General features: G+C 62.9%; 20 protein-coding genes and 2 pseudogenes. 15 read left to right on the top strand and 7 right to left on the bottom strand.

Annotated elements, in window-relative coordinates; translation table 11 throughout:
• The 7 genes from EOA49_RS21875 to EOA49_RS21845 all read left to right on the top strand — a co-directional run.
• On the top strand, nucleotides 1-600 hold a 600-nt coding region (locus EOA49_RS21875), incomplete at its 5' end, for a SufD family Fe-S cluster assembly protein (protein WP_206520207.1).
• 27 nt (nucleotides 601-627) lie between these two features.
• Nucleotides 628-1,383, top strand: coding sequence for a Fe-S cluster assembly ATPase SufC (gene sufC / locus EOA49_RS21870; protein WP_127240402.1), 756 nt, complete (start codon nucleotides 628-630; stop codon nucleotides 1,381-1,383).
• A 25-nt stretch (nucleotides 1,384-1,408) separates the two neighbouring features.
• Nucleotides 1,409-2,689 (top strand): Fe-S cluster assembly protein SufD, encoded by a 1,281-nt coding sequence (gene sufD / locus EOA49_RS21865; RefSeq protein ID WP_127240404.1) that lies wholly within the window; start codon nucleotides 1,409-1,411, stop codon nucleotides 2,687-2,689.
• 104 nt (nucleotides 2,690-2,793) lie between these two features.
• Nucleotides 2,794-4,035, top strand: a complete 1,242-nt coding sequence (locus tag EOA49_RS21860) for a cysteine desulfurase (RefSeq protein ID WP_127240406.1) — start codon at nucleotides 2,794-2,796, stop codon at nucleotides 4,033-4,035.
• 5 nt (nucleotides 4,036-4,040) lie between these two features.
• Nucleotides 4,041-4,433: an SUF system Fe-S cluster assembly protein gene (locus EOA49_RS21855; protein WP_127240408.1), complete on the top strand. Its 393-nt coding sequence runs from the start codon at nucleotides 4,041-4,043 to the stop codon at nucleotides 4,431-4,433.
• Between the two features lie 108 nt (nucleotides 4,434-4,541).
• A complete protein-coding gene (gene sufA / locus EOA49_RS21850) occupies nucleotides 4,542-4,928 on the top strand; it encodes a Fe-S cluster assembly scaffold SufA (RefSeq protein WP_127240410.1) in 387 nt (128 codons plus the stop codon).
• A complete protein-coding gene (locus tag EOA49_RS21845) occupies nucleotides 4,929-5,447 on the top strand; it encodes a DUF2199 domain-containing protein (protein WP_127240413.1) in 519 nt (172 codons plus the stop codon).
• Between the two features lie 8 nt (nucleotides 5,448-5,455).
• Here EOA49_RS21845 and EOA49_RS21840 read toward each other — a convergent pair whose 3' ends face one another.
• On the bottom strand, nucleotides 5,456-5,953 hold the full coding sequence (locus EOA49_RS21840; protein WP_127240415.1) for a GFA family protein: 498 nt from the start codon (nucleotides 5,951-5,953) through the stop codon (nucleotides 5,456-5,458).
• Between the two features lie 89 nt (nucleotides 5,954-6,042).
• Here EOA49_RS21840 and EOA49_RS21835 point away from each other — a divergent pair, with 89 nt between their 5' ends.
• Nucleotides 6,043-6,366, top strand: a complete 324-nt coding sequence (locus tag EOA49_RS21835; protein WP_066995104.1) for a TfoX/Sxy family protein — start codon at nucleotides 6,043-6,045, stop codon at nucleotides 6,364-6,366.
• Nucleotides 6,367-6,369: 3 nt separating this feature from the next.
• Here EOA49_RS21835 and EOA49_RS21830 read toward each other — a convergent pair whose 3' ends face one another.
• Both EOA49_RS21830 and EOA49_RS21825 read right to left on the bottom strand, forming a co-directional pair.
• Entirely contained in the window at nucleotides 6,370-7,287 is a 918-nt protein-coding gene (locus EOA49_RS21830; protein WP_127240416.1) for a pseudouridine-5'-phosphate glycosidase, read from the bottom strand.
• A 49-nt stretch (nucleotides 7,288-7,336) separates the two neighbouring features.
• Entirely contained in the window at nucleotides 7,337-8,275 is a 939-nt protein-coding gene (locus tag EOA49_RS21825) for a carbohydrate kinase family protein (protein WP_127240417.1), read from the bottom strand.
• A gap of 280 nt (nucleotides 8,276-8,555) precedes the next feature.
• On the opposite strand from EOA49_RS21825, the gene recA reads away from it, so the two are divergent.
• Nucleotides 8,556-9,656 carry a recombinase RecA gene (recA, locus tag EOA49_RS21820; RefSeq protein ID WP_067328293.1) on the top strand — a complete coding sequence of 367 codons (1,101 nt, stop codon included), beginning with the start codon at nucleotides 8,556-8,558 and terminating at the stop codon, nucleotides 9,654-9,656.
• 268 nt (nucleotides 9,657-9,924) lie between these two features.
• Entirely contained in the window at nucleotides 9,925-12,594 is a 2,670-nt protein-coding gene (alaS, locus tag EOA49_RS21815) for an alanine--tRNA ligase (RefSeq protein ID WP_127240418.1), read from the top strand.
• Between the two features lie 10 nt (nucleotides 12,595-12,604).
• On the opposite strand, the gene EOA49_RS21810 is transcribed toward alaS, so the two are convergent.
• The 4 genes and pseudogenes from EOA49_RS21810 to EOA49_RS21795 form a co-directional block, all read right to left on the bottom strand.
• The gene (locus tag EOA49_RS21810) at nucleotides 12,605-13,186 is read right to left on the bottom strand and encodes a demethoxyubiquinone hydroxylase family protein (protein ID WP_127240419.1); all 582 of its coding nucleotides are present in this window, start codon (nucleotides 13,184-13,186) and stop codon (nucleotides 12,605-12,607) included.
• A gap of 118 nt (nucleotides 13,187-13,304) precedes the next feature.
• Nucleotides 13,305-13,421: pseudogene (locus EOA49_RS34130) on the bottom strand (glutathione S-transferase N-terminal domain-containing protein); the annotation flags it as partial.
• Between the two features lies 1 nt (nucleotide 13,422).
• A complete protein-coding gene (locus EOA49_RS21800) occupies nucleotides 13,423-14,160 on the bottom strand; it encodes a hypothetical protein (RefSeq protein WP_067328299.1) in 738 nt (245 codons plus the stop codon).
• A gap of 3 nt (nucleotides 14,161-14,163) precedes the next feature.
• Nucleotides 14,164-15,375 carry an NADP-dependent isocitrate dehydrogenase gene (locus EOA49_RS21795; RefSeq protein ID WP_127240420.1) on the bottom strand — a complete coding sequence of 404 codons (1,212 nt, stop codon included), beginning with the start codon at nucleotides 15,373-15,375 and terminating at the stop codon, nucleotides 14,164-14,166.
• Between the two features lie 203 nt (nucleotides 15,376-15,578).
• Between EOA49_RS21795 and EOA49_RS21790 the strand changes: the two genes are divergently transcribed.
• From EOA49_RS21790 to EOA49_RS21770, 5 genes and pseudogenes are all read left to right on the top strand, one after another.
• Complete coding sequence (locus EOA49_RS21790) at nucleotides 15,579-16,418, top strand: RNA methyltransferase (RefSeq protein WP_067328305.1); 840 nt, start codon at nucleotides 15,579-15,581, stop codon at nucleotides 16,416-16,418.
• Between the two features lie 79 nt (nucleotides 16,419-16,497).
• Nucleotides 16,498-17,112, top strand: a complete 615-nt coding sequence (locus EOA49_RS33125) for a DUF805 domain-containing protein (RefSeq protein ID WP_176477641.1) — start codon at nucleotides 16,498-16,500, stop codon at nucleotides 17,110-17,112.
• 106 nt (nucleotides 17,113-17,218) lie between these two features.
• Nucleotides 17,219-18,019, top strand: a complete 801-nt coding sequence (gene murI / locus EOA49_RS21780) for a glutamate racemase (protein ID WP_067328310.1) — start codon at nucleotides 17,219-17,221, stop codon at nucleotides 18,017-18,019.
• 60 nt (nucleotides 18,020-18,079) lie between these two features.
• The gene (locus EOA49_RS21775) at nucleotides 18,080-18,262 is read left to right on the top strand and encodes a DUF3008 family protein (RefSeq protein ID WP_127241471.1); all 183 of its coding nucleotides are present in this window, start codon (nucleotides 18,080-18,082) and stop codon (nucleotides 18,260-18,262) included.
• Between the two features lie 407 nt (nucleotides 18,263-18,669).
• A pseudogene (locus EOA49_RS21770) lies at nucleotides 18,670-18,899 on the top strand (30S ribosomal protein S4); the annotation flags it as partial.

Here is an 18,899-nt window from a genome sequence, read left to right as displayed (position 1 = left end):
ATCTATAATTTCGTCACCAAGCGCGGCGATTGCCGCGGCCATCGTTCGAAGATTTCGTGGACGCAGGTCGAGACCGGCTCGGCGATCACCTGGAAATATCCGAGCTGCATCCTTCGCGGCGACGATTCCAGCGGCGAGTTCTATTCGATCGCGGTGTCGAACGGCTATCAGCAGGTCGATAGCGGCACCAAGATGATCCATCTCGGCAAGAACACGTCGAGCCGCATCATCTCCAAGGGTATTGCCGCCGGCTTCTCGCAGAACACCTATCGCGGCCAAGTCTCGGCGCACCGCAAGGCGACCAACGCCCGCAACTTCACCAACTGCGATTCGCTGCTGATCGGCGACCAGTGCGGCGCGCACACCGTGCCCTACATGGAAGCCAAGAACGCGACGGCGAAGTTCGAGCACGAGGCGACGACGTCGAAGATATCCGAGGACCAGAAGTTCTACGTGATGCAGCGCGGGATTCCCGAGGAAGAGGCGATCGCGCTGATCGTCAACGGCTTTGTCAAGGACGTCATCCAACAGCTGCCGATGGAGTTCGCCGTAGAGGCGCAGAAGCTGATCGGCATCAGCCTCGAGGGTTCGGTCGGCTGACCGCAGAAGATATTCAGGAAAAAAAATATGCTTGAGATCAAGAATTTGCATGCCCGCATCGTCGAGGACGGCACGGAAATCATCCGCGGCCTGAACCTGACGGTCAAAGCTGGCGAGGTCGCCGCCATCATGGGCCCGAACGGTTCGGGCAAGTCGACGCTGTCCTACATCCTTGCCGGCCGCGAGGACTACGAGGTCACCGAAGGCGACATCCTCTACAACGGCCAGTCGATCCTCCAAATGGATCCGGCCGAACGTGCCACCGCCGGCATCTTCCTCGCCTTCCAGTATCCGATGGAGATACCGGGCGTGGCGACCATGGAATTCCTGAAAGTCGCGATGAACGAGCAGCGCAAAGCGCGCGGCGAGGAGCCCCTGAAGGTTCCGGAATTCCTGAAGCGCGTGAAGGACGCCGCCGCTTCGCTCAACATGGACATGAACATGCTGAAGCGGCCGCTCAATGTCGGCTTCTCCGGCGGCGAGAAGAAGCGCGCCGAGATCCTGCAGATGAAGCTGCTCGAGCCGAAGCTCTGCGTGCTCGACGAGACCGATTCAGGCCTCGACATCGACGCGCTCAAGATCGTCGCGGATGGCGTCAACGCGCTGCGCTCGCCTGAACGCGCGATCGTCGTCATCACGCACTATCAGCGCCTGCTCGAGCATATCGTGCCGGACAGCGTGCACGTGCTCTACAAGGGCCAGGTGATCAAGTCGGGCGACAAGTCGCTGGCGCTCGATCTTGAAACCAACGGCTATGCCGGCGTGATCGGGCAAGCCGCGTGAGATGGGGCCAAGTGAGGCAAGAGCAATGAACATGCACGCACAGCCCCAGCGGACATTGGCCGAAACGGCGCTGATCGACGCCTTCGGCGAGCGGCTGTCGCTGCTGCCCGGCGACGGCGCGGTGATGGTCAAGCGCGACGACGCGATCGAGGCGATCAAGCACGGCCTGCCGACGCGCCGCGTCGAATCCTGGCATTATACGGACCTGCGCCGGCTGCTGACCTCGGTGCCGGCCTTCGAGGCCGGGGACATCGCAAAGGCGCTCGATCCGGTCCTCGACGGTTCGGCCGTTCTGCCGGTGCTGAACGGCGTTTCGAGCGCCAAGGCTCCCGAGATCGAAGGCGTCACGGTGGAGCGCCTGTCGGAGAAGCTCACCGACGGCAGTATCGCGCCGGGGCTCGATCGCTATGGCGCCGATGACGCAATCGGCGCGCTGAACACCGCCTTCGTCGCCGACGGCTATTTCGTCGACATCGCCGACGGCACCGAGCTGGAAAAGCCGATCGAGCTGCAGAACCTCCAGGCCGGCGGTCAGACGCATGTGCGGCTCCTGGCACGTGTCGGAGTCGGCGCCAAGGCAATCATCGTCGAGCGCCAGACGGGCGAGGCAAGCGAAGACGGCGAGGCGCTTGTCAGCTCGGTCAGCCAGCTCGTGGTCGGCGACGGCGCCGAGGTGACCTGGCTGGTCGTGCAGGAGCAGCCGGACACGGCAACGCACCTTGCCCAGTTCAAGGCGCATATCGGCAAGGACGCCAAGCTGACGCTGTTCGTGATGAACGCCGGCGGCAAGCTGGTGCGCCAGGAAGTCGTGGTCAGGACGACTGGCGAAGGCGCCGATTTCAAGCTGCGCGGCATCAACCTTCTGGCCGGCGACACGCATACCGACACCACCATGGTGCTCGATCATGCCGTGCCGCACACCGCCTCGACCGAAGTGATCCGCAACGTTGTGACCGGCAAGGCGCGGGGCGTCTTCCAGGGTCGCATCAACGTCCACCAATACGCGCAGAAGACCAACGCCAAGATGGCGTGCAACACGCTGCTCCTGTCGGACGAGGGTGAGTTCTCGACCAAGCCGGAACTGGAAATCTTTGCCGACGACGTCGTCTGCGGTCACGGCGCGACAGTCACCGAGATTGACCACAACCATCTGTTCTATCTGATGGCGCGCGGCATCGACGAAAAAGCGGCGCGCGGCCTTCTGGTGAAGGCTTTCGTCGCGGAAGTGATCGAGGAACTGGACGACGAGGCGCTCGTCGACGCGCTCGAAGCGCGGCTCGACGCCTGGTTTTCGACGCACGGATAGCGCTTTCCCCTTCTCCTACTTGGGAGAAGGTGAATTGGCGCGGAGCGCCAAGACGGATGAGGGGTGCTGGGACGGAGTGAGGCGAAGCCTCGAAAGACCTTGTGATGGACCAGAAGATCGAAACCGCTCCCTACGACGTCGAGGCGATCCGCCGCGACTTCCCGATCCTGTCGCGGCAGGTCTACGGTAAGCCGCTGGTCTATCTCGACAACGGCGCCTCGGCGCAGAAGCCGCAGGTGGTGCTCGACACGATCCAGCACGCCTATTCCCAGGACTACGCCAATGTCCATCGCGGCCTGCATTTTCTGTCGAATGCCGCGACCGATGCTTATGAGAAAGCACGCGAGACGGTACGCCGCTTCCTCAATGCGCCGAGCACCGACAACATCGTCTTCACCTCCAACACCACCTCGGCGATCAACACGGTCGCCTATGGCTATGGCATGCCGAGGATCGGCGAGGGCGACGAGATCGTGCTCTCGATCATGGAGCACCACTCCAACATCGTGCCCTGGCATTTCATCCGCGAGCGGCAGGGCGCGAAGCTTGTCTGGGTGCCGGTCGACGATCTCGGCGCCTTCCATATCGAGGAATTCGAGAAGCGGATGACGAACCGCACAAAACTCGTCGCCATCACCCATATGTCGAACGCGCTGGGCACGGTGACGCCGATCAAGGAGATCGTGCGCATCGCGCATTCGCGTGGAATTCCCGTGCTCGTCGACGGCAGCCAGAGCGCCGTGCATATGCCGATCGACGTGCAGGAGCTGGATTGCGACTTCTTCGTGTTCACCGGCCACAAGGTTTACGGTCCGTCCGGCATCGGCGTGCTCTACGGCAAGAAGCACATGCTGGAAGCGATGCGGCCCTTCATGGGTGGCGGCGAAATGATCGAGGAGGTGACGGAAGACATCGTCACCTACAACGAGCCGCCGCACCGTTTCGAGGCCGGCACGCCGCCGATCGTGCAGGCGATCGGGCTGGGCGCCGCGCTCGAATATATGGAAAAGGTCGGCCGCGAGCGCATCGCGGCGCATGAGGCGGACCTCAAGAATTACGCGCACGAGCGGCTGCGCGCCATCAATTCGCTGCGCATCTTCGGCGACGCGCCCGGCAAGGGCGCCATCATCTCGTTCGAATTGCAGGGCATCCACGCCCATGACGTGTCGATGCTTATAGACAGGCAAGGCGTCGCGGTCCGCGCCGGCACGCATTGCGCCCAGCCGCTGTTGAAACGCTTCGGCGTGACCTCCACATGCAGAGCATCGTTCGGCATGTATAACACCAAGGCCGAAGTCGACGCTTTGGCCGATGCGCTGGAAAAGGCGCGAAAGTTCTTCGGATGACGATGATGGACGATGTGACCACCACCACAGAGACCGCGCCGGAAACGGCCGGTAACGGCCTCGTCTCAGCCTCGGCGATCCCCGCCGATGAGCTAGCGAGGCTGACCGACGATATCGTCTCGGCGCTGAAGACTGTCTACGATCCGGAAATCCCGGCCGACATCTATGAGCTCGGCCTCGTCTACAGGATCGACATCGAGGACGACCGGACGGTCAAGATCGACATGACGCTGACCGCGCCGGGCTGCCCGGTGGCCGGCGAAATGCCGGGCTGGGTCGAGAACGCCGTCGGCGCCGTGGAGGGGGTTTCGGGCGTCGAGGTCAACATGGTGTTCGACCCGCCGTGGACACCCGACCGGATGTCGGAAGAGGCGCAGGTCGCGGTTGGATGGTACTAGCCAGCGACCCCACTAAGGTTGGCTGGCTTGCAGCAAAGGTGAAACTTCACCATCTTAACGGCAGACTCATTCCGCGGGCCTTGAACCCGCGCGAACGTGGAGAATGACATGGGACGCTTCGCCGTCATCACGATGACCGACAAGGCCGCGGACCGCGTGCGTGAGATCGTCGCTACGCGCGACAACGCGCATGGGATCCGTCTTGGCATCAAGAAGGGCGGCTGCGCCGGGATGGAATACACGGTCGCTCTGGTCACCGAGCCGAACCCCAAGGACGATCATATCGAGCGCGACGGCGCGCACGTCTATGTCGCGCCGGAAGCGGCGCTTTTCCTGCTCGGAACCGAGATGGATTTCGAGCAGACGACGCTGCGAACCGGCTTCACCTTCAGGAACCCGAACCAGAGCTCGGCCTGCGGCTGCGGCGAATCCGTCGAGCTGAAGCCGGCCGATCTCAAGGCGCTGGCGGAGGTGCGCGCTTCAAGCGCTGCTTAGGTGAGCGCCGAGGCATATCGCTGGCGATGTGCCTGCTGTGACCAGGAGTTCACCGGACTTCCCACCGATATAGCCTTTGGCGCACCGGTGAATCCAGACGCGCTTGACGAGGTAGCTCGGTCGACTTTCCGCAAGAACGACGATTTTTGCGTGGTGAGTTACGCCACGGGGCAAACAGACCGCTTCATTCGTTGCCTGCTGCCCTTGCCGGTACCTCAGTTGGCCGAAGAGTTCTGTTTCGGTGTTTGGATGTCCGTCTCGGAAAGAAGCTGGAATGTGTATCGAGCCGGGTATGATAGCGGCCAATATGAGGACGAGCTCTGCTTCGGGTATTTGATGCACGACATTCCTGAGTATCCGAGCTCGATGCACCTGCATGCCAATGTTGTGTTTCAGCCCGGCAATCTGCGTCCCAGGGTTTTTCTGCATGATGCAGACCACCCCTTGGTCGCCGCGCAGCGCGAAGGGGTGGATGTGAGGCAGATCGAGCGCTGGGTTGCGCTAACCCATCGCTCTTAGATTCAGGCTTAGTCCACCCACGAGCTGGTGCGCTTGTGCCAGTCGGCGATCGATTCTTCGGGATAGAGCTCGAACACCTTGTCGTTCTTGCCGATCGCCGGTTCGACCCAGCTCGCCTTGTATTTCAGCATCAGATGCACCTTTTCCGGCGGCTTCGGCAGGTCGCTGTCGATCGCCGAGGCGAAGGGGTGGACGAGGTCCGGCCAAGTCGGGTCGTAGAGCCAGAGCGCGGCGCCGCATGTCTTGCAAAAATTGCGCTCGCCGGTCGAGACCTCGCAGTGCGGATGCTCGTCGTCCTCGATCTCAGCGCGGTAGACGCCGAGATTGGGCTTGCCGGTGACCTTGAGCGTTTGGTTGTCGGCGCCGAGATTGATGGCAAAACCGCCGCCGCCCTGCTGCTTGCGGCAGATCGAGCAGTAGCAGAGCATGAACGGCACGGGCGTATGACTTTCCACCTCGAAGCGGACGGCGCCGCAGCGGCAGGAGCCTTTGAGCAGGACAGGCATGGCGCGAACCTCCATTTCATGTCTCAACCTGTCAGCATGCTGTTGGTTGCTGCGATGACAAGTCCCATGCTGGATGAGATGATTGCGGCATGGACAATGACCGCCTCGAAGAATTGTTCGAGAGCCTGGGGCCGATCAGCATCCGAAAACTGTTCGGCGGCAAGGGAATCTATTGCGACGGCGTCATCGTCGCGGTGGTCGTGCGCGGCGAACTGATGCTGAAGGCCGACGAGGAGACGATCCCCGAATTCGAGGCCGCCGGCTGTAGCCAATGGACCTATACCGGCTCGCGGCACGGCAAGGAGGTGGCGATGCCCTATTGGAGCGTTCCCGACAGCGCCTTCGACGATCCCGACGAAATGGCGGTCTGGGCGCGGCGCGCTTATGAAGCGGGGCGGCGCGCGGGCAGATAAGGCTTACAGCGCCTTCGCGATCTCCGCCGCCAGCCGCGCATTGTTTTCGACCAGCGCGATGTTGGTCTTGAGGCTGCGGCCGCCGGTGAGCTCCAAAATCCACGACAGGAGGAACGGCGTCACGGCTTTGCCGGTGATGTTCTGCGCTTCGGCCGCCTTTTGCGCGGCCTGGATGTAGCCGTCCATCTCGGCTGCCGGGATCTCGTCGTTCTGCGGCACCGGATTGGCGACCAGTATGCCGCCGCCGAGGCCGAGCGCCTGCCGGATATGATAGAAATGCGCGATATCTTCAGGCGCATGCAACGTCAGCGGCGCGCGGAAGGGCGATTGCCTGGACCAGAAGGCCGGCATGGTCTCGCAGCCATGGCCGATGACTGGCACGCCGCGCGTCTCCAGCACTTCCAGCGTCTTTTCGATGTCGAGGATCGCCTTGGCGCCGGCCGAGACGACGACGACCGGCGTGCGCGCCAGCTCGTCGAGGTCGGCCGAGATGTCAAAACTCTTTTCGGCGCCCTTGTGGACGCCGCCGATGCCGCCGGTGGCGAAGACCTTTATGCCGGCCATGTGCGCGGCGATCATGGTGGCGGCCACGGTGGTGCCGCCGGTGCGCTTTTGGGCGACGGCAAAGCCGATATCGGCACGCGACAGCTTCATGGCGTCGCCGGTCATGGCAAGCGATTCGCGCTCGCCATCGGAAAGGCCAATCTTGATGCGTCCATCGACCACGGCGATCGTCGCCGGCACGGCGCCGCTCTCGGCGATGATCTGCTCGACCTTGGCGGCCATCGCGCCATTGTCGGGGTATGGCATACCGTGGGTAATGATGGTGCTTTCCAGCGCCACCACAGGCCGCCCGGCGGCAAGCGCCTCCGCCACTGGCGGATGAATGTCGATGAAGGGGCGGGCGGTTTCGGGCGTCATGTCCGTTCTCCACTCCGGAGAAAACACTCCGGCAAGATAGTTTGTGGCCCTATGCCACCACCCGTGCCTCGGGCACAAGGGCAAGCGCCTGGCCAAAACTGCCGGCGGTGAAAGACGGTACCGCCTCGGCGCTCTCGATGGCGAGCATCGCCGCGGCAACACCTTCGCGCAGTGCCCTCCGCAAAGGCAGCCCGCGCAGCAGCGCGGCAACCGTTGCTCCGGTCAGGGCGTCGCCGGCGCCGGTTACGTCGGCAACTCGTCGCGGGGAGGGCGGGTCGATGGCGAAGACGCCCGATTGGTCGAAGCCGAGCACCGGAGCACTGCCGGCCGTGATCACGCCTGCCGTCAAGCTCAGCCGCCTGAGTTCCCCGACAAGATCGCGGCCGGAAATATCCGCACCAGCCAGCGCCGCCGCCTCTCGGCGGTTCATGAACAGCAGCGAAAGATTGCCGAGCAGCGGCGCTAGCCGCACCACCTTGGCTGGCGAGATGGCGATGGCGAAAACCGGCTTGTCGCCGGCTTGCGCAACCAGACGCTCGAGGGCCGCCGTTGGCAGGTTCGCGTCGCAGAGGATCGCGTCTGCCTCGGCGATCGCCTCGCGCACCTTGGCGCGGCGGATCTGCTTGGGGAAGGCGAGGTCGTAAAGGCCCATATCGGCAAAGCCGACGATCAGCTCCCCCTCGCTGTCGATCAGCGCAGTGTAGCTCGGCGTCGTGCGGTCGAGGAACACCGCCGAAAGGTCGGCGATGCCGGCCTCGTCGATCGCCGATGCGACCGCCTCACCCGCCGCATCGCCGCCGCGCACCGAAAGCAGCGAGGCCGAGACGCCGCGCTTCACAATGCTGCGCAGCGCGTTGAAGACGCCGCCGCCGACATCCTCGCGCATGATGCCGGGATTGGATGCGGCGGGCACGTAAGGGCCCGAGACCTGGCCGCGCCGGTCGATATGGGCGCCGCCCAGCGCCAGGATGTTTGGGGATGTCGGCATGCCGCGGAGGTGACCTCGTTGATTGTTTGCGTGCGCACACTAGGTTTCCGCGCATCGCCCCGCAATCGGGTCGCGATTCGGGCCGCCCGGATAACGAGATCTCGCTTGGATCAGCAGCACTGGTTCACGCCATCTCTAGTGAGACAAAAATAGAACAAATCCAGATATTATTTGTTTTCCAGTCATTTGCTGCCTCTTGCCAGATGAGAACAAAAAAGGTACAAACTGGCAGGGATCACGGATTGTCCGGCCTTCATTGACGACCAAGGGGTGATGTATCATGGCTCAGAATAGTTTGCGGCTTGTAGAGGATAAGGCAGTGGACAAATCAAAGGCTCTGGATGCGGCGCTGTCGCAAATCGAGCGCGCTTTCGGCAAGGGCTCGATCATGCGGCTCGGCGCCAATGAGCAGGTGGTCGAGATCGAAACCGTGCCGACGGGATCGCTCGGGCTGGACATCGCGCTCGGCGTTGGCGGGCTGCCGCGCGGCCGCATCATCGAAATCTACGGGCCGGAAAGCTCGGGCAAGACGACGCTGGCGCTGCACACGGTTGCGGAAGCCCAGAAGAAGGGCGGTATCTGCGCCTTCGTCGATGCCGAGCACGCGCTCGATCCGGTCTATGCCCGCAAGCTCGGCGTGGACCTCGAAAACCTCCTGATCTCGCAGCCCGACACGGGTGAGCAGGCGCTGGAGATCTGCGACACGCTGGTGCGCTCCGGCGCAATCGACGTTCTGGTGGTCGATTCGGTGGCGGCGCTGACGCCGCGCGCCGAAATCGAGGGCGAGATGGGCGACGCGCTGCCCGGCCTGCAGGCCCGCTTGATGAGCCAGGCGCTGCGCAAGCTGACCGCGTCAATCTCGCGCTCCAACACCATGGTCATCTTCATCAACCAGATCCGTATGAAGATCGGCGTCATGTTCGGCTCGCCGGAAACCACGACCGGCGGCAACGCGCTGAAATTCTACGCCTCGGTGCGCCTCGACATCCGCCGCATCGGCTCGGTCAAGGATCGCGACGAAGTGGTCGGCAACCAGACCCGCGTCAAGGTGGTGAAGAACAAGCTGGCTCCGCCCTTCAAGGTGGTCGAGTTCGACATCATGTATGGCGAGGGCGTGTCGAAGACCGGCGAGCTCGTCGATCTCGGGGTCAAGGCCGGCGTGGTCGAGAAGTCGGGCGCCTGGTTCTCCTACAATTCGCAGCGTCTCGGTCAGGGCCGTGAGAACGCCAAGCTTTTCCTGCGCGACAATCCGGACACGGCGCGCGAGATCGAGCTGGCGCTGAGGCAGAATGCCGGGCTGATCGCCGAAAAATTCCTCGAGAACGGCGGCTCCGAAGGCGGTGGTGACGACAGCTTCGAGGACGAGGCTGGCGCGATGTAGGCACTGCCGGAGTTCGGCCATAATCCGGATCCATTATCTAAAGCTGATGTAATCGAGTTCCCTAGTGCTGCGTTCGAACCGCCGGCCTTCGTGCCGGCGGTTTACGTTTGGGGGCGAGGGCACAGGCCGCCCAGCCGGAGGATTGGCCTTGGTTCCGTGTTTCTGGACAGGGTCAAGAGCTACGGCTAAAAGGCCAATCTATCTTCTGACACACGAAAGCCCATTTGCCGCCGGCCTGGCCGGCGGTTTTCGCGAAAAGGCAGTATCCATGAGTGGCGTGAACGAGATCCGGTCGACATTCCTCGACTACTTCCGCAAGGAGGGTCATGAGATCGTTGCCTCCAGCCCGCTGGTGCCGCGCAACGATCCGACGCTGATGTTCACCAACGCCGGCATGGTGCAATTCAAGAACGTGTTCACCGGCCTGGAGAAGCGGTCCTATTCGCGCGCCGCGACCGCGCAGAAGAGCGTGCGCGCCGGCGGCAAGCACAACGATCTCGACAATGTCGGCTACACCGCGCGCCATCTCACCTTTTTCGAGATGCTCGGCAATTTCTCGTTCGGCGATTATTTCAAGGAGCGCGCGATCGAGCTTGCCTGGAACCTGATCACCAAGGAATTCGGCCTGCCGAAGGACAAGCTTCTGGTCACCGTCTATCACACCGATGACGAGGCGGCCGGCTACTGGAAGAAGATCGCCGGCTTCTCAGACGATCACATCATCCGCATTCCGACCTCTGACAATTTCTGGGCGATGGGCGACACCGGTCCCTGCGGTCCGTGCTCGGAGATATTCATCGATCGCGGCGAGCATATCTGGGGCGGTCCGCCCGGCAGCCCGGAGGAGGACGGCGACCGGTTCCTCGAATTCTGGAACCTGGTGTTCATGCAATATGAGCAGGTGACAAAAGACGAGCGCATCGACCTGCCGCGCCCGTCGATCGACACCGGCATGGGCCTGGAGCGCATGGCTTCGATCCTTCAGGGAGTGGAGAGCGTCTTTGAGACCGACCTGTTCCGGCATTTGATCGATGCGGCATGCTCGGCGCTAGGGCACGGTCACAACCAGGAGAACGCAGCATCCTTCCGCGTGATCGCGGATCATTTGCGCTCGTCATCCTTCCTGGTGGCCGACGGCGTGCTGCCCTCCAATGAAGGCCGCGGCTATGTGCTGCGTCGCATCATGCGTCGCGCCATGCGCCACGCGCAGCTGCTCGGCGCCAAGGAGCCGCTGATGTGGAAGCTGGTGCCCGCGCTGGTGCGCGAGATGGGCCAGGCCTATCCGGAACTGGTGCGTGGCGAAGCGCTGATCACAGAGACGCTGAAGCTCGAGGAGACGCGCTTCCGCAAGACGCTGGTCCGCGGTCTCGGCCTGCTTTCGGAGGCGACGGAACAGCTGCACGCCGGCGACATGCTGGATGGCGAGACGGCCTTCAAACTCTACGACACCTATGGCTTCCCGCTCGACCTGACGCAGGATGCGCTGCGCCAACGCGACATCTCGGTCGATCTTGCCGGCTTCACCGCTGCGATGGAGCGGCAGAAGGCGGAAGCGCGCGCGCACTGGGCGGGGTCGGGCGAAGCGGCGACCGAGACGGTCTGGTTCCCGGTGCGCGAGCAGACCGGCGCCACCGATTTCCTCGGTTACGAGACGGAAGAGGCGGAAGGCCTGATCCAGGCCTTGGTCAAGGATGGCAAGATCGTCGACAGCGCCGGGCAGGGCGACGCGGTTGCCGTCGTCGTCAACCAGACGCCGTTCTATGGCGAATCCGGTGGCCAGATGGGCGATACCGGCATGATGTCCGGCGACGGCTTCTCGATCGAGGTCACCGACACGCAAAAGAAGGCCGACGGGCTCTTCGTGCATTTGGGCAAGGTGACGGGCGGTACGATCAAGACCGGCGCTGCCGTGGAGCTAAAGGTCGATCACGCGCGCCGTTCGAAGCTGCGCGCCAATCACTCCGCGACGCATCTCATCCACGAGGCGCTGCGTGAGGTGCTGGGCACCCATGTCGCGCAGAAGGGTTCGCTGGTCGCGCCTGATCGCCTCCGCTTCGACATCTCGCACAACAAGCCGATCTCGGCCGAGGAGATCGAGGATGTCGAGCGCATGGCCAACGAGATCGTTGTGCAGAACAGTCCGGTGACGACGCGGCTGATGTCGGTGGACGATGCTATTGCCGAGGGCGCGATGGCGCTGTTCGGCGAGAAATACGGCGACGAGGTGCGCGTCGTTTCGATGGGCACCGGCCTGCACGGCGCCAAGGCCAACCGTCCCTATTCGGTCGAGCTCTGCGGCGGCACGCATGTCAGGTCGACCGGCGATATCGGCCTTGTGCGCATCCTGTCGGACAGCGCGGTCGCCGCCGGCGTGCGCCGCATCGAGGCGCTGACCGGCGAGGCGGCGCGCAAGCATCTCGACGAGCAGGACAAGCGCCTGAAGGCAGCCGCGGCGACCTTGAGGATCTCGCCGGCCGACGTTCCGGCGCGTGTCGAGACTTTGCTCGAGGAGCGCAAGAAACTCGAGAAAGAGCTCACCGAGGCGCGCAAGAAACTGGCCCTTGGCGGCGGCGCGGCCGTTGCCGATGCTCCGGCCACCAACGAGACGGTTGCGGGTGTCGGCTTCCTCGGCAAAGCGGTCAGCGGTGTCGCGCCGAAGGACCTGAAGCCGCTTGCGGATGCCGGCAAGAAGACGCTGGGCTCCGGCGTGGTCGTCTTTATCGGCGCCGGCGAGGACAACAAGGCGAGCGTGGTGGTCGGCGTCACCGACGACTTGACCGGCCGCTTCAGCGCTGTCGATCTCGTCCGTGTTGCGTCCGCCGCGCTTGGCGGGCAGGGCGGCGGCGGGCGTCCCGATATGGCGCAAGCCGGCGGCCCCGACGCCTCCAAGGCGGACGACGCCATCGCGGCGGTAAAGGCGGCGCTCGAAGCCGCTTAGTGTTCCTGTGTCAGGAAGGCTTTGCCGCTTTCAGGGCGCGCGCCATTCTGACAGAGTCGCCCCAGGTGGACAGCCAGATGAGGCAATCCGTGGCGACGGCGATCGCCCCGCGCAGGAGGAGAAGCAGCGGGCCTGGTGCCAGCAGATGCTCCTCGGCGTGACGCAGATGGGCCAGCTCTTCCTCGCGGATCGACAGGATGATGGCGTGCAGTCCGGGATCGCGCCCGGCTAGATAGTAGAGCTGGTCGTCAAGATGGCGGTGCACGGTCGCTTCGACAGCGGCGGTGCATGCCCAGATGCCTTGTGGGCCGAGCAGGGCGGTGAGAAAGCCCAACAGCCAGCCGCCCCAGCTCCAGAACTGCATGACGCGACATGGACGCGAGTTTCGCATTGGCATGGCGGCACGGAAGAAGGCGCAATGCTGGCGCTCGTGTCCAAGCATCTCCGACAAAGACGGCACGCAATCGCGCCAAAAGTGCCGGGCGACAAAGATTTGCGCTGAATAGATCCTGATCGCTCCAAACTCGCCTGCGTGGTTGACCCGGACTATCCTGGCTGTGGTCAGCGCTTCGCGACCGGAAAGCTCATGCATTGGAGAAGCTTGCCCGCCTGACGATGCGATCCCACCGGTCCTGCAAGTCTGGAAAGCGGGCAAGCAGCTTTCGCCCTTCGGCGACCTTGAGGAAATAGCCGATAATTGACGCCCTTTCGGCCGTGAAGATGTCGAGAGGGACGAGCTCGTAGTCGACGCCCTTTTGATTGAGCGCCATTCGCGCGATGCGGACATAGACGCTGTAGTGGGCGCCGTAGAGAAGAGGCTTTGCCACTTCATTCCTCTTTGGCTTGGCTGTCCCGTATCCAGACGCGCAGCGTGCCGGTGGTCTGAAAGCCGCAGTCCAGTGCGTCATCCAGCCCGCCGCCGCGTTCATACCCGACCAGCGCGCGACTTTCAGCAAACGTATTGGCTGCGGCTTGCACAGCATCTCGATAGGTCGAATTGCCATCCGTGGCAAAGACATTTGACAACCCGATCACGAGCTCGGATCTATTGGCTATGCAGCCGGCGGTGAAGCCGTCGGCCGTCCGTCGGCCAAGGATGGCGATGGCAGGGTCGGCCAGAACTGCGGTCGGAAAGACACGGCCGCTGGAGGAACCTGCGCCATCCGTCCAGGCAAGTTCCCACATCTCCAAGCTGGCTGCGTCCCCAACACGTTCCCAACCGGAGGGGGTCGTCGTTGGACGCCTTAGGTCCATCCAGATCCAGCTTGCTTCGAAGAGTTGGCTGAACCCGAGCGGTCGGAGATCCAGACGGCAGAAGCAATCCTTGACCGAAAAGCTGGTGGCAAGAACAGATGTCAGTCTGGCTATTTCTGCAAGTTGGATCGGTATGGCATCGGCATCCAAAGTGGCGGCATTGGGGTAGTAAGGAGGTGCTTGCTCATCGCTGGACCAGACGGAGCGGCTCCTCCGGCCGCTTAGCCCGTGCACCTTGAAAATAGCCTGGCAGAGGTCGGCATTGTTGCCAGCGCAAAGGCGGACCCTTTCGCTGGCAACAAGGCTCGGCACTTCTTACCCCATCGCCTTCTGCAGGTTCTCGTCGATCTTGTCGAGAAAGCCGGTGGTCGACAGCCAGGGCTGGTCGGGGCCGATCAGCAGCGACAGGTCCTTGGTCATGAAGCCGCCCTCGACGGTCTGGATGCAGACCTTTTCCAGCGTCTCGGCAAAGCGCTTGAGCTCGGCATTGCCGTCGAGCTTGGCGCGGTGGGCCAAGCCACGCGTCCAGGCGAAGATCGAGGCGATCGAGTTGGTCGAGGTTTCCTCGCCCTTCTGATGCTGGCGGTAGTGGCGGGTGACGGTGCCGTGGGCGGCTTCCGCTTCCACGGTCTTGCCGTCCGGCGTCATCAGCACCGAGGTCATCAGGCCGAGCGAGCCGAAGCCCTGCGCCACGGTGTCGGATTGCACGTCGCCGTCATAATTCTTGCAGGCCCAGACATAGCCGCCCGACCATTTCAGGCTGGAGGCGACCATGTCGTCGATCAGGCGGTGCTCGTACCAGAGTTTTCTCGCCTTGAACTCGGCCTCGAATTCCTTCTCGTAGACCTCCTGGAAGATGTCCTTGAAGCGCCCGTCATAGGCTTTGAGAATGGTATTCTTGGTCGAGAAATAGACCGGGAAGTTGCGCAGCAGGCCATAGTTCAGCGAGGCGCGAGCGAATTCGCGGATCGACTCGTCGAGATTGTACATGGCCATGGCGACGCCGGCGCCCGGCGCATCGAAGACGTCATGCTCGATCATCTGGCCGTCCTCGCCGACGAATTTGATTGTCAGCTTCCCCTTGCCCGGGAAGCGGAAGTCGGTGGCGCGGTATTGGTCGCCGAAGGCGTGACGGCCGACGACGATCGGCTTGGTCCAGCCGGGCACCAGGCGCGGCACGTTCTTCATGATGATCGGCTCGCGAAAGATGGTGCCGCCGAGGATGTTGCGGATGGTGCCGTTGGGCGACTTCCACATTTTCTTCAGCTTGAATTCCTCGACGCGCTGCTCGTCGGGCGTGATCGTCGCGCATTTCACGCCGACGCCGTATTTCTTGATGGCGTTGGCCGAGTCGACGGTCACCTGGTCATTGGTGGCGTCCCGGTTCTCGATCCCTAGATCGAAATAGTCCAGCTTGATGTCGAGATAGGGGTGGATCAGCTTGTCCTTGATGAACTGCCAGATGATGCGGGTCATCTCGTCGCCGTCGAGCTCGACGACCGGGTTCGCCACCTTGATCTTCGCCATGGAAAAATGCCTCGTTGCTGGGGATCTGAACGGCCTTGCCCGTGGCTTCGGCCGAGGTTGGGCAGCGTATATCAAAGCCTTTTTGAGCGCGCAAACCGCGATCAGCCGATCGCAGACCGGTGTCGCGCTTGTGAACGCTTCATTTTCAGGCCCGGATGTGGCAGGGGACGCCGAAACGCCGCAAACCTCATGTACGGAGAGCCATGCCAGCCGCAAACGACACCGCCAAGACCGCCGGACCGGCGATCATCCTTGTCGAGCCGCAACTCGGCGAGAATATCGGCATGGTCGCGCGCGCCATGGCGAATTTCGGCCTTTCTGAGCTGCGCCTGGTCAATCCGCGCGACGGCTGGCCGAGCGAGAAGGCGCGCGCCGCCGCCAGCCGCGCCGACCATGTCATCGATGCGACAACGGTGTTCGACGACCTTGCCTCGGCAGTGGCCGACCTCAACTTCGTCTTCGCCACCACCGCCCGCGAGCGTGACGGCTTCAAGCCGGTGCGCGGTCCGGTGGATGCGGGCAGGGCGCTCCGGGCCCGCGAGCAGGCGGGGCTGCGCACCGGAATTCTGTTCGGCCGTGAACGTTTTGGCCTCTACAATGAAGAGGTTGGTCTGGCTGACGAGATCGTCACCTTTCCCGTCGATCCCGGCTTCTCCTCGCTCAACATCGCACAGGCCGTGCTTTTGATGTCCTATGAATGGATGAAATCCGGCCTTGCCGAAGAGACCGCGACCAACTTCGCCGGACCGGAGCTCGTTCCGGCGACCAAGGAACAGCTGCACAGCCTGTTCACCTATCTCGAAGGCGCTCTCGAGGCGCGCGGCTATTTCCGCCCGGAAGAGAAGAGGCCTAAGATGGTCGACAATCTGCGCGCCGTGCTGACGCGGGCGGGATTCGCTGAGCCCGAGTTGAAGGTGCTGCGCGGCATCATCTCGTCGCTCGACAGGTTCTCGCCGGCAATGCCGCGCGGCGACGGCTCACCGGGGGATGATCCGAGGCGGGCGCCGGCTACGCGCAAACGAACAACGGACAAAGAAAGTTAAAATCCGTAAGCTCCGAACCTTCAAGGTAACCGAATATTATGCGGTTTGGTTCATCGTTCTCGAAACGATGGGGCAGCAGATGTTTACGTCCAATATTGGCCGTCTGCATTTCTTCTTCTATTCGCTAGGTTTGTTCATAGCGGAAGCGGTAGCGATCGTGCTCTGCATTGCCGCAACGACCGGCTTCGCGGGATTGATCAATTCGATGCCGGGTCCGTCGCGGCAAAGCCTGGCCGGCGCCGCGCTTGTTGTGTCGCTCGTCTTCGTCGCGCTGCGCGGCAACATCGCATGGCGCCGCAGCCGCGATGCCGATGGTTCAGGCTGGATCCTCTGGTCCTATATCGTCTTTTCCGGCATCTATGGCTTGCTGCAGGCGGGCACGCTTCTGGTTATCGATTTTGGCAATCCTGAGAGCGCGCCCGGTGGCCTGAACCTGCTCGGCCTTGCCATATTCGGCCTCTGGTGCACGATCCTGTGGGCAAAGCCTGTGGCCGGCAGCAACATCGATGAGCTGACCGAGGCTTTCGACTTTGAAGGCTCGTTGCCGGCGGAGGCGCGCCCCGCGAGGGCGACAGCGAGCGTCGCTCCAGCTGCGCCACGGACTGCTGCGCAACCCGCGCGTCCGGCGCCGGCGCCGGCGCCGCAGCCGTTTGGCCGGGCGCGACCCGCCGGCTTCGGCAAGCGGGGGCTCTGAGTTGCGCAAAAGCTGCTGGCATCTGCCACTTCAAGACCATGATCGTTCAGGATAGAAGCGCGGTTGGCCAAATCTCGGGTCAGCTTCTTCCTGTAGTCGGATGACAATGAACGATCGATCAAACCAGCGTCCGATCCTGATGTTCGATTCCGGTGTCGGCGGACTGACGGTGCTGCGCGAGGCGCGCGTCCTGATGCCGGATCGGCGCTTCGTCTATGTCGCCGACGACGCGGCTTTTCCTTACGGCGCATGGGAAGAGCCGGCGCTCAAGGAGCACATACTCGCCCTGTTCGGCAAATTGCTCGACCGTCTGCAGCCGGCGATCTCAGTGATCGCCTGCAACACCGCCTCGACCCTGGTGATCGATGCGCTGCGGGAAAAATTTCCCGGTCATCTGTTTGTCGGAACGGTCCCCGCGATCAAGCCGGCGGCCGAGCGCACGCGGTCCGGCCTGGTTTCGGTGCTGGCGACCCCGGGCACGGTTAAGCGTCAGTACACGCGTGACCTGATCAGCAAATGGGCGCAGAAATGCCATGTCCGGCTCGTCGGCAGCGACAGGCTTGCCGCATTGGCCGAGATCTATATGCGCGAAGGTTTTGTCGACGAGGAAGCCGTGCGCGCCGAGATCGCGCCCTGCTTCATCGAGCACGACGGGCAGCGCACCGACATCGTCGTGCTCGCCTGCACGCATTATCCGTTCCTGGCCAACCGCATGCGCAAGACCGCTCCGTGGCCGGTCGACTGGATCGATCCGGCGGAAGCCATTGCCCGGCGCGCCATGTCGCTGCTGCAGCCTATCGGCGAACCGTCGGGCGAGACCGAGCCCGATATCGCCCTCTTCACCTCTGGTAAGGTGGATTTCGCCACGCGCAGGCTCATCCAGGGCTTTGGGCTGACCTCGCGCTAGCTGGAACTGCGATAGCGCCGCAGCGTTTCTCTTCCCACTACCGCACAGGGGAGAAATCGCATGCCAGCCAAATCGCAAGCCCAACAGAAGGCAGCCGGCGCAGCCCTTTCGGCCAAGCGCGGCGAGACCAAGAAAACCGAGCTTAAGGGTGCTTCGCGCGAGATGTACGAGTCCATGAGCGAGAAGCAACTCCAGGAGTTCGCCGAGACCAAACGCAAGGGACTGCCTAGCAAGAAGTCATGAACTCCTGCCTGGCTCTCAAGTTGGTGCCTGGATAGGAAACCGCGGCATGCCATGACGTGGCGGATCTGCTTTCGGCCATGCCAGTGCCTTCGCCGGGCTGCGGCTTTCTGACGGCAGAATAGTGGAGCCGGTGCGTCGCCGATCACGAGCTTGACACCGGTTAAATCTCTGTTTAACAGGGCCACCAACACCGGGCGGCGACGTCCGGTGGTTTCTTTTGCATGGGCAAGACCTCACCGGAAGCCAGTCTGTCGGCGGTCTTGTTCGAACTGACGTGTCCCGTGGGTTTTCCGTCGCGTTGCGTGGGAAAACCCTGTCAGGCCTCGAAAACGGAGGCCAGAGGAGGGCGCGTTTCCTTCACCCGGAGCCATGGGGCCCCGGGTCATATCGTTTTGAAAGGGAATGCGATGAGCAAGCGCGAATCCGCGAAATACAAGATCGACCGCCGTCTCGGCGAAAATATCTGGGGCCGTCCGAAGTCCCCGGTCAACAAGCGCGAATACGGCCCCGGACAGCATGGCCAGCGCCGCAAGGGCAAGCTTTCCGACTTCGGCCTGCAGCTGCGCGCCAAGCAGAAGCTCAAGGGCCACTATGGCGACGTTTCGGAAAAGCAGTTCCGCAAGGTCTATGAGGAAGC

This window comes from Mesorhizobium sp. M1A.F.Ca.IN.020.04.1.1 (assembly GCF_003997315.1).
Lineage (GTDB): Bacteria > Pseudomonadota > Alphaproteobacteria > Rhizobiales > Rhizobiaceae > Mesorhizobium.
This window is presented reverse-complemented; position numbering and strand designations above follow the sequence as displayed.

Bases quoted from the DNA above. Each gene is read 5' to 3' on its own strand.
- EOA49_RS21855 (WP_127240408.1), top strand. From the start codon at position 4,041: ATGGACGATGTGACCACCACCACAGAGACCGCGCCGGAAACGGCCGGT.
- EOA49_RS21830 (WP_127240416.1), bottom strand. From the start codon at position 7,287: ATGACGCCCGAAACCGCCCGCCCCTTCATCGACATTCATCCGCCAGTG.
- alaS (WP_127240418.1), top strand. From the start codon at position 9,925: ATGAGTGGCGTGAACGAGATCCGGTCGACATTCCTCGACTACTTCCGC.
- sufC (WP_127240402.1), top strand. From the start codon at position 628: ATGCTTGAGATCAAGAATTTGCATGCCCGCATCGTCGAGGACGGCACG.
- EOA49_RS21835 (WP_066995104.1), top strand. From the start codon at position 6,043: ATGGACAATGACCGCCTCGAAGAATTGTTCGAGAGCCTGGGGCCGATC.
- EOA49_RS33125 (WP_176477641.1), top strand. From the start codon at position 16,498: ATGTTTACGTCCAATATTGGCCGTCTGCATTTCTTCTTCTATTCGCTA.
- EOA49_RS21810 (WP_127240419.1), bottom strand. From the start codon at position 13,186: ATGCATGAGCTTTCCGGTCGCGAAGCGCTGACCACAGCCAGGATAGTC.
- sufD (WP_127240404.1), top strand. From the start codon at position 1,409: ATGAACATGCACGCACAGCCCCAGCGGACATTGGCCGAAACGGCGCTG.
- EOA49_RS21860 (WP_127240406.1), top strand. From the start codon at position 2,794: ATGGACCAGAAGATCGAAACCGCTCCCTACGACGTCGAGGCGATCCGC.
- EOA49_RS21775 (WP_127241471.1), top strand. From the start codon at position 18,080: ATGCCAGCCAAATCGCAAGCCCAACAGAAGGCAGCCGGCGCAGCCCTT.
- recA (WP_067328293.1), top strand. From the start codon at position 8,556: ATGGCTCAGAATAGTTTGCGGCTTGTAGAGGATAAGGCAGTGGACAAA.
- murI (WP_067328310.1), top strand. From the start codon at position 17,219: ATGAACGATCGATCAAACCAGCGTCCGATCCTGATGTTCGATTCCGGT.
- EOA49_RS21790 (WP_067328305.1), top strand. From the start codon at position 15,579: ATGCCAGCCGCAAACGACACCGCCAAGACCGCCGGACCGGCGATCATC.
- sufA (WP_127240410.1), top strand. From the start codon at position 4,542: ATGGGACGCTTCGCCGTCATCACGATGACCGACAAGGCCGCGGACCGC.
- EOA49_RS21795 (WP_127240420.1), bottom strand. From the start codon at position 15,375: ATGGCGAAGATCAAGGTGGCGAACCCGGTCGTCGAGCTCGACGGCGAC.
- EOA49_RS21840 (WP_127240415.1), bottom strand. From the start codon at position 5,953: ATGCCTGTCCTGCTCAAAGGCTCCTGCCGCTGCGGCGCCGTCCGCTTC.
- EOA49_RS21825 (WP_127240417.1), bottom strand. From the start codon at position 8,275: ATGCCGACATCCCCAAACATCCTGGCGCTGGGCGGCGCCCATATCGAC.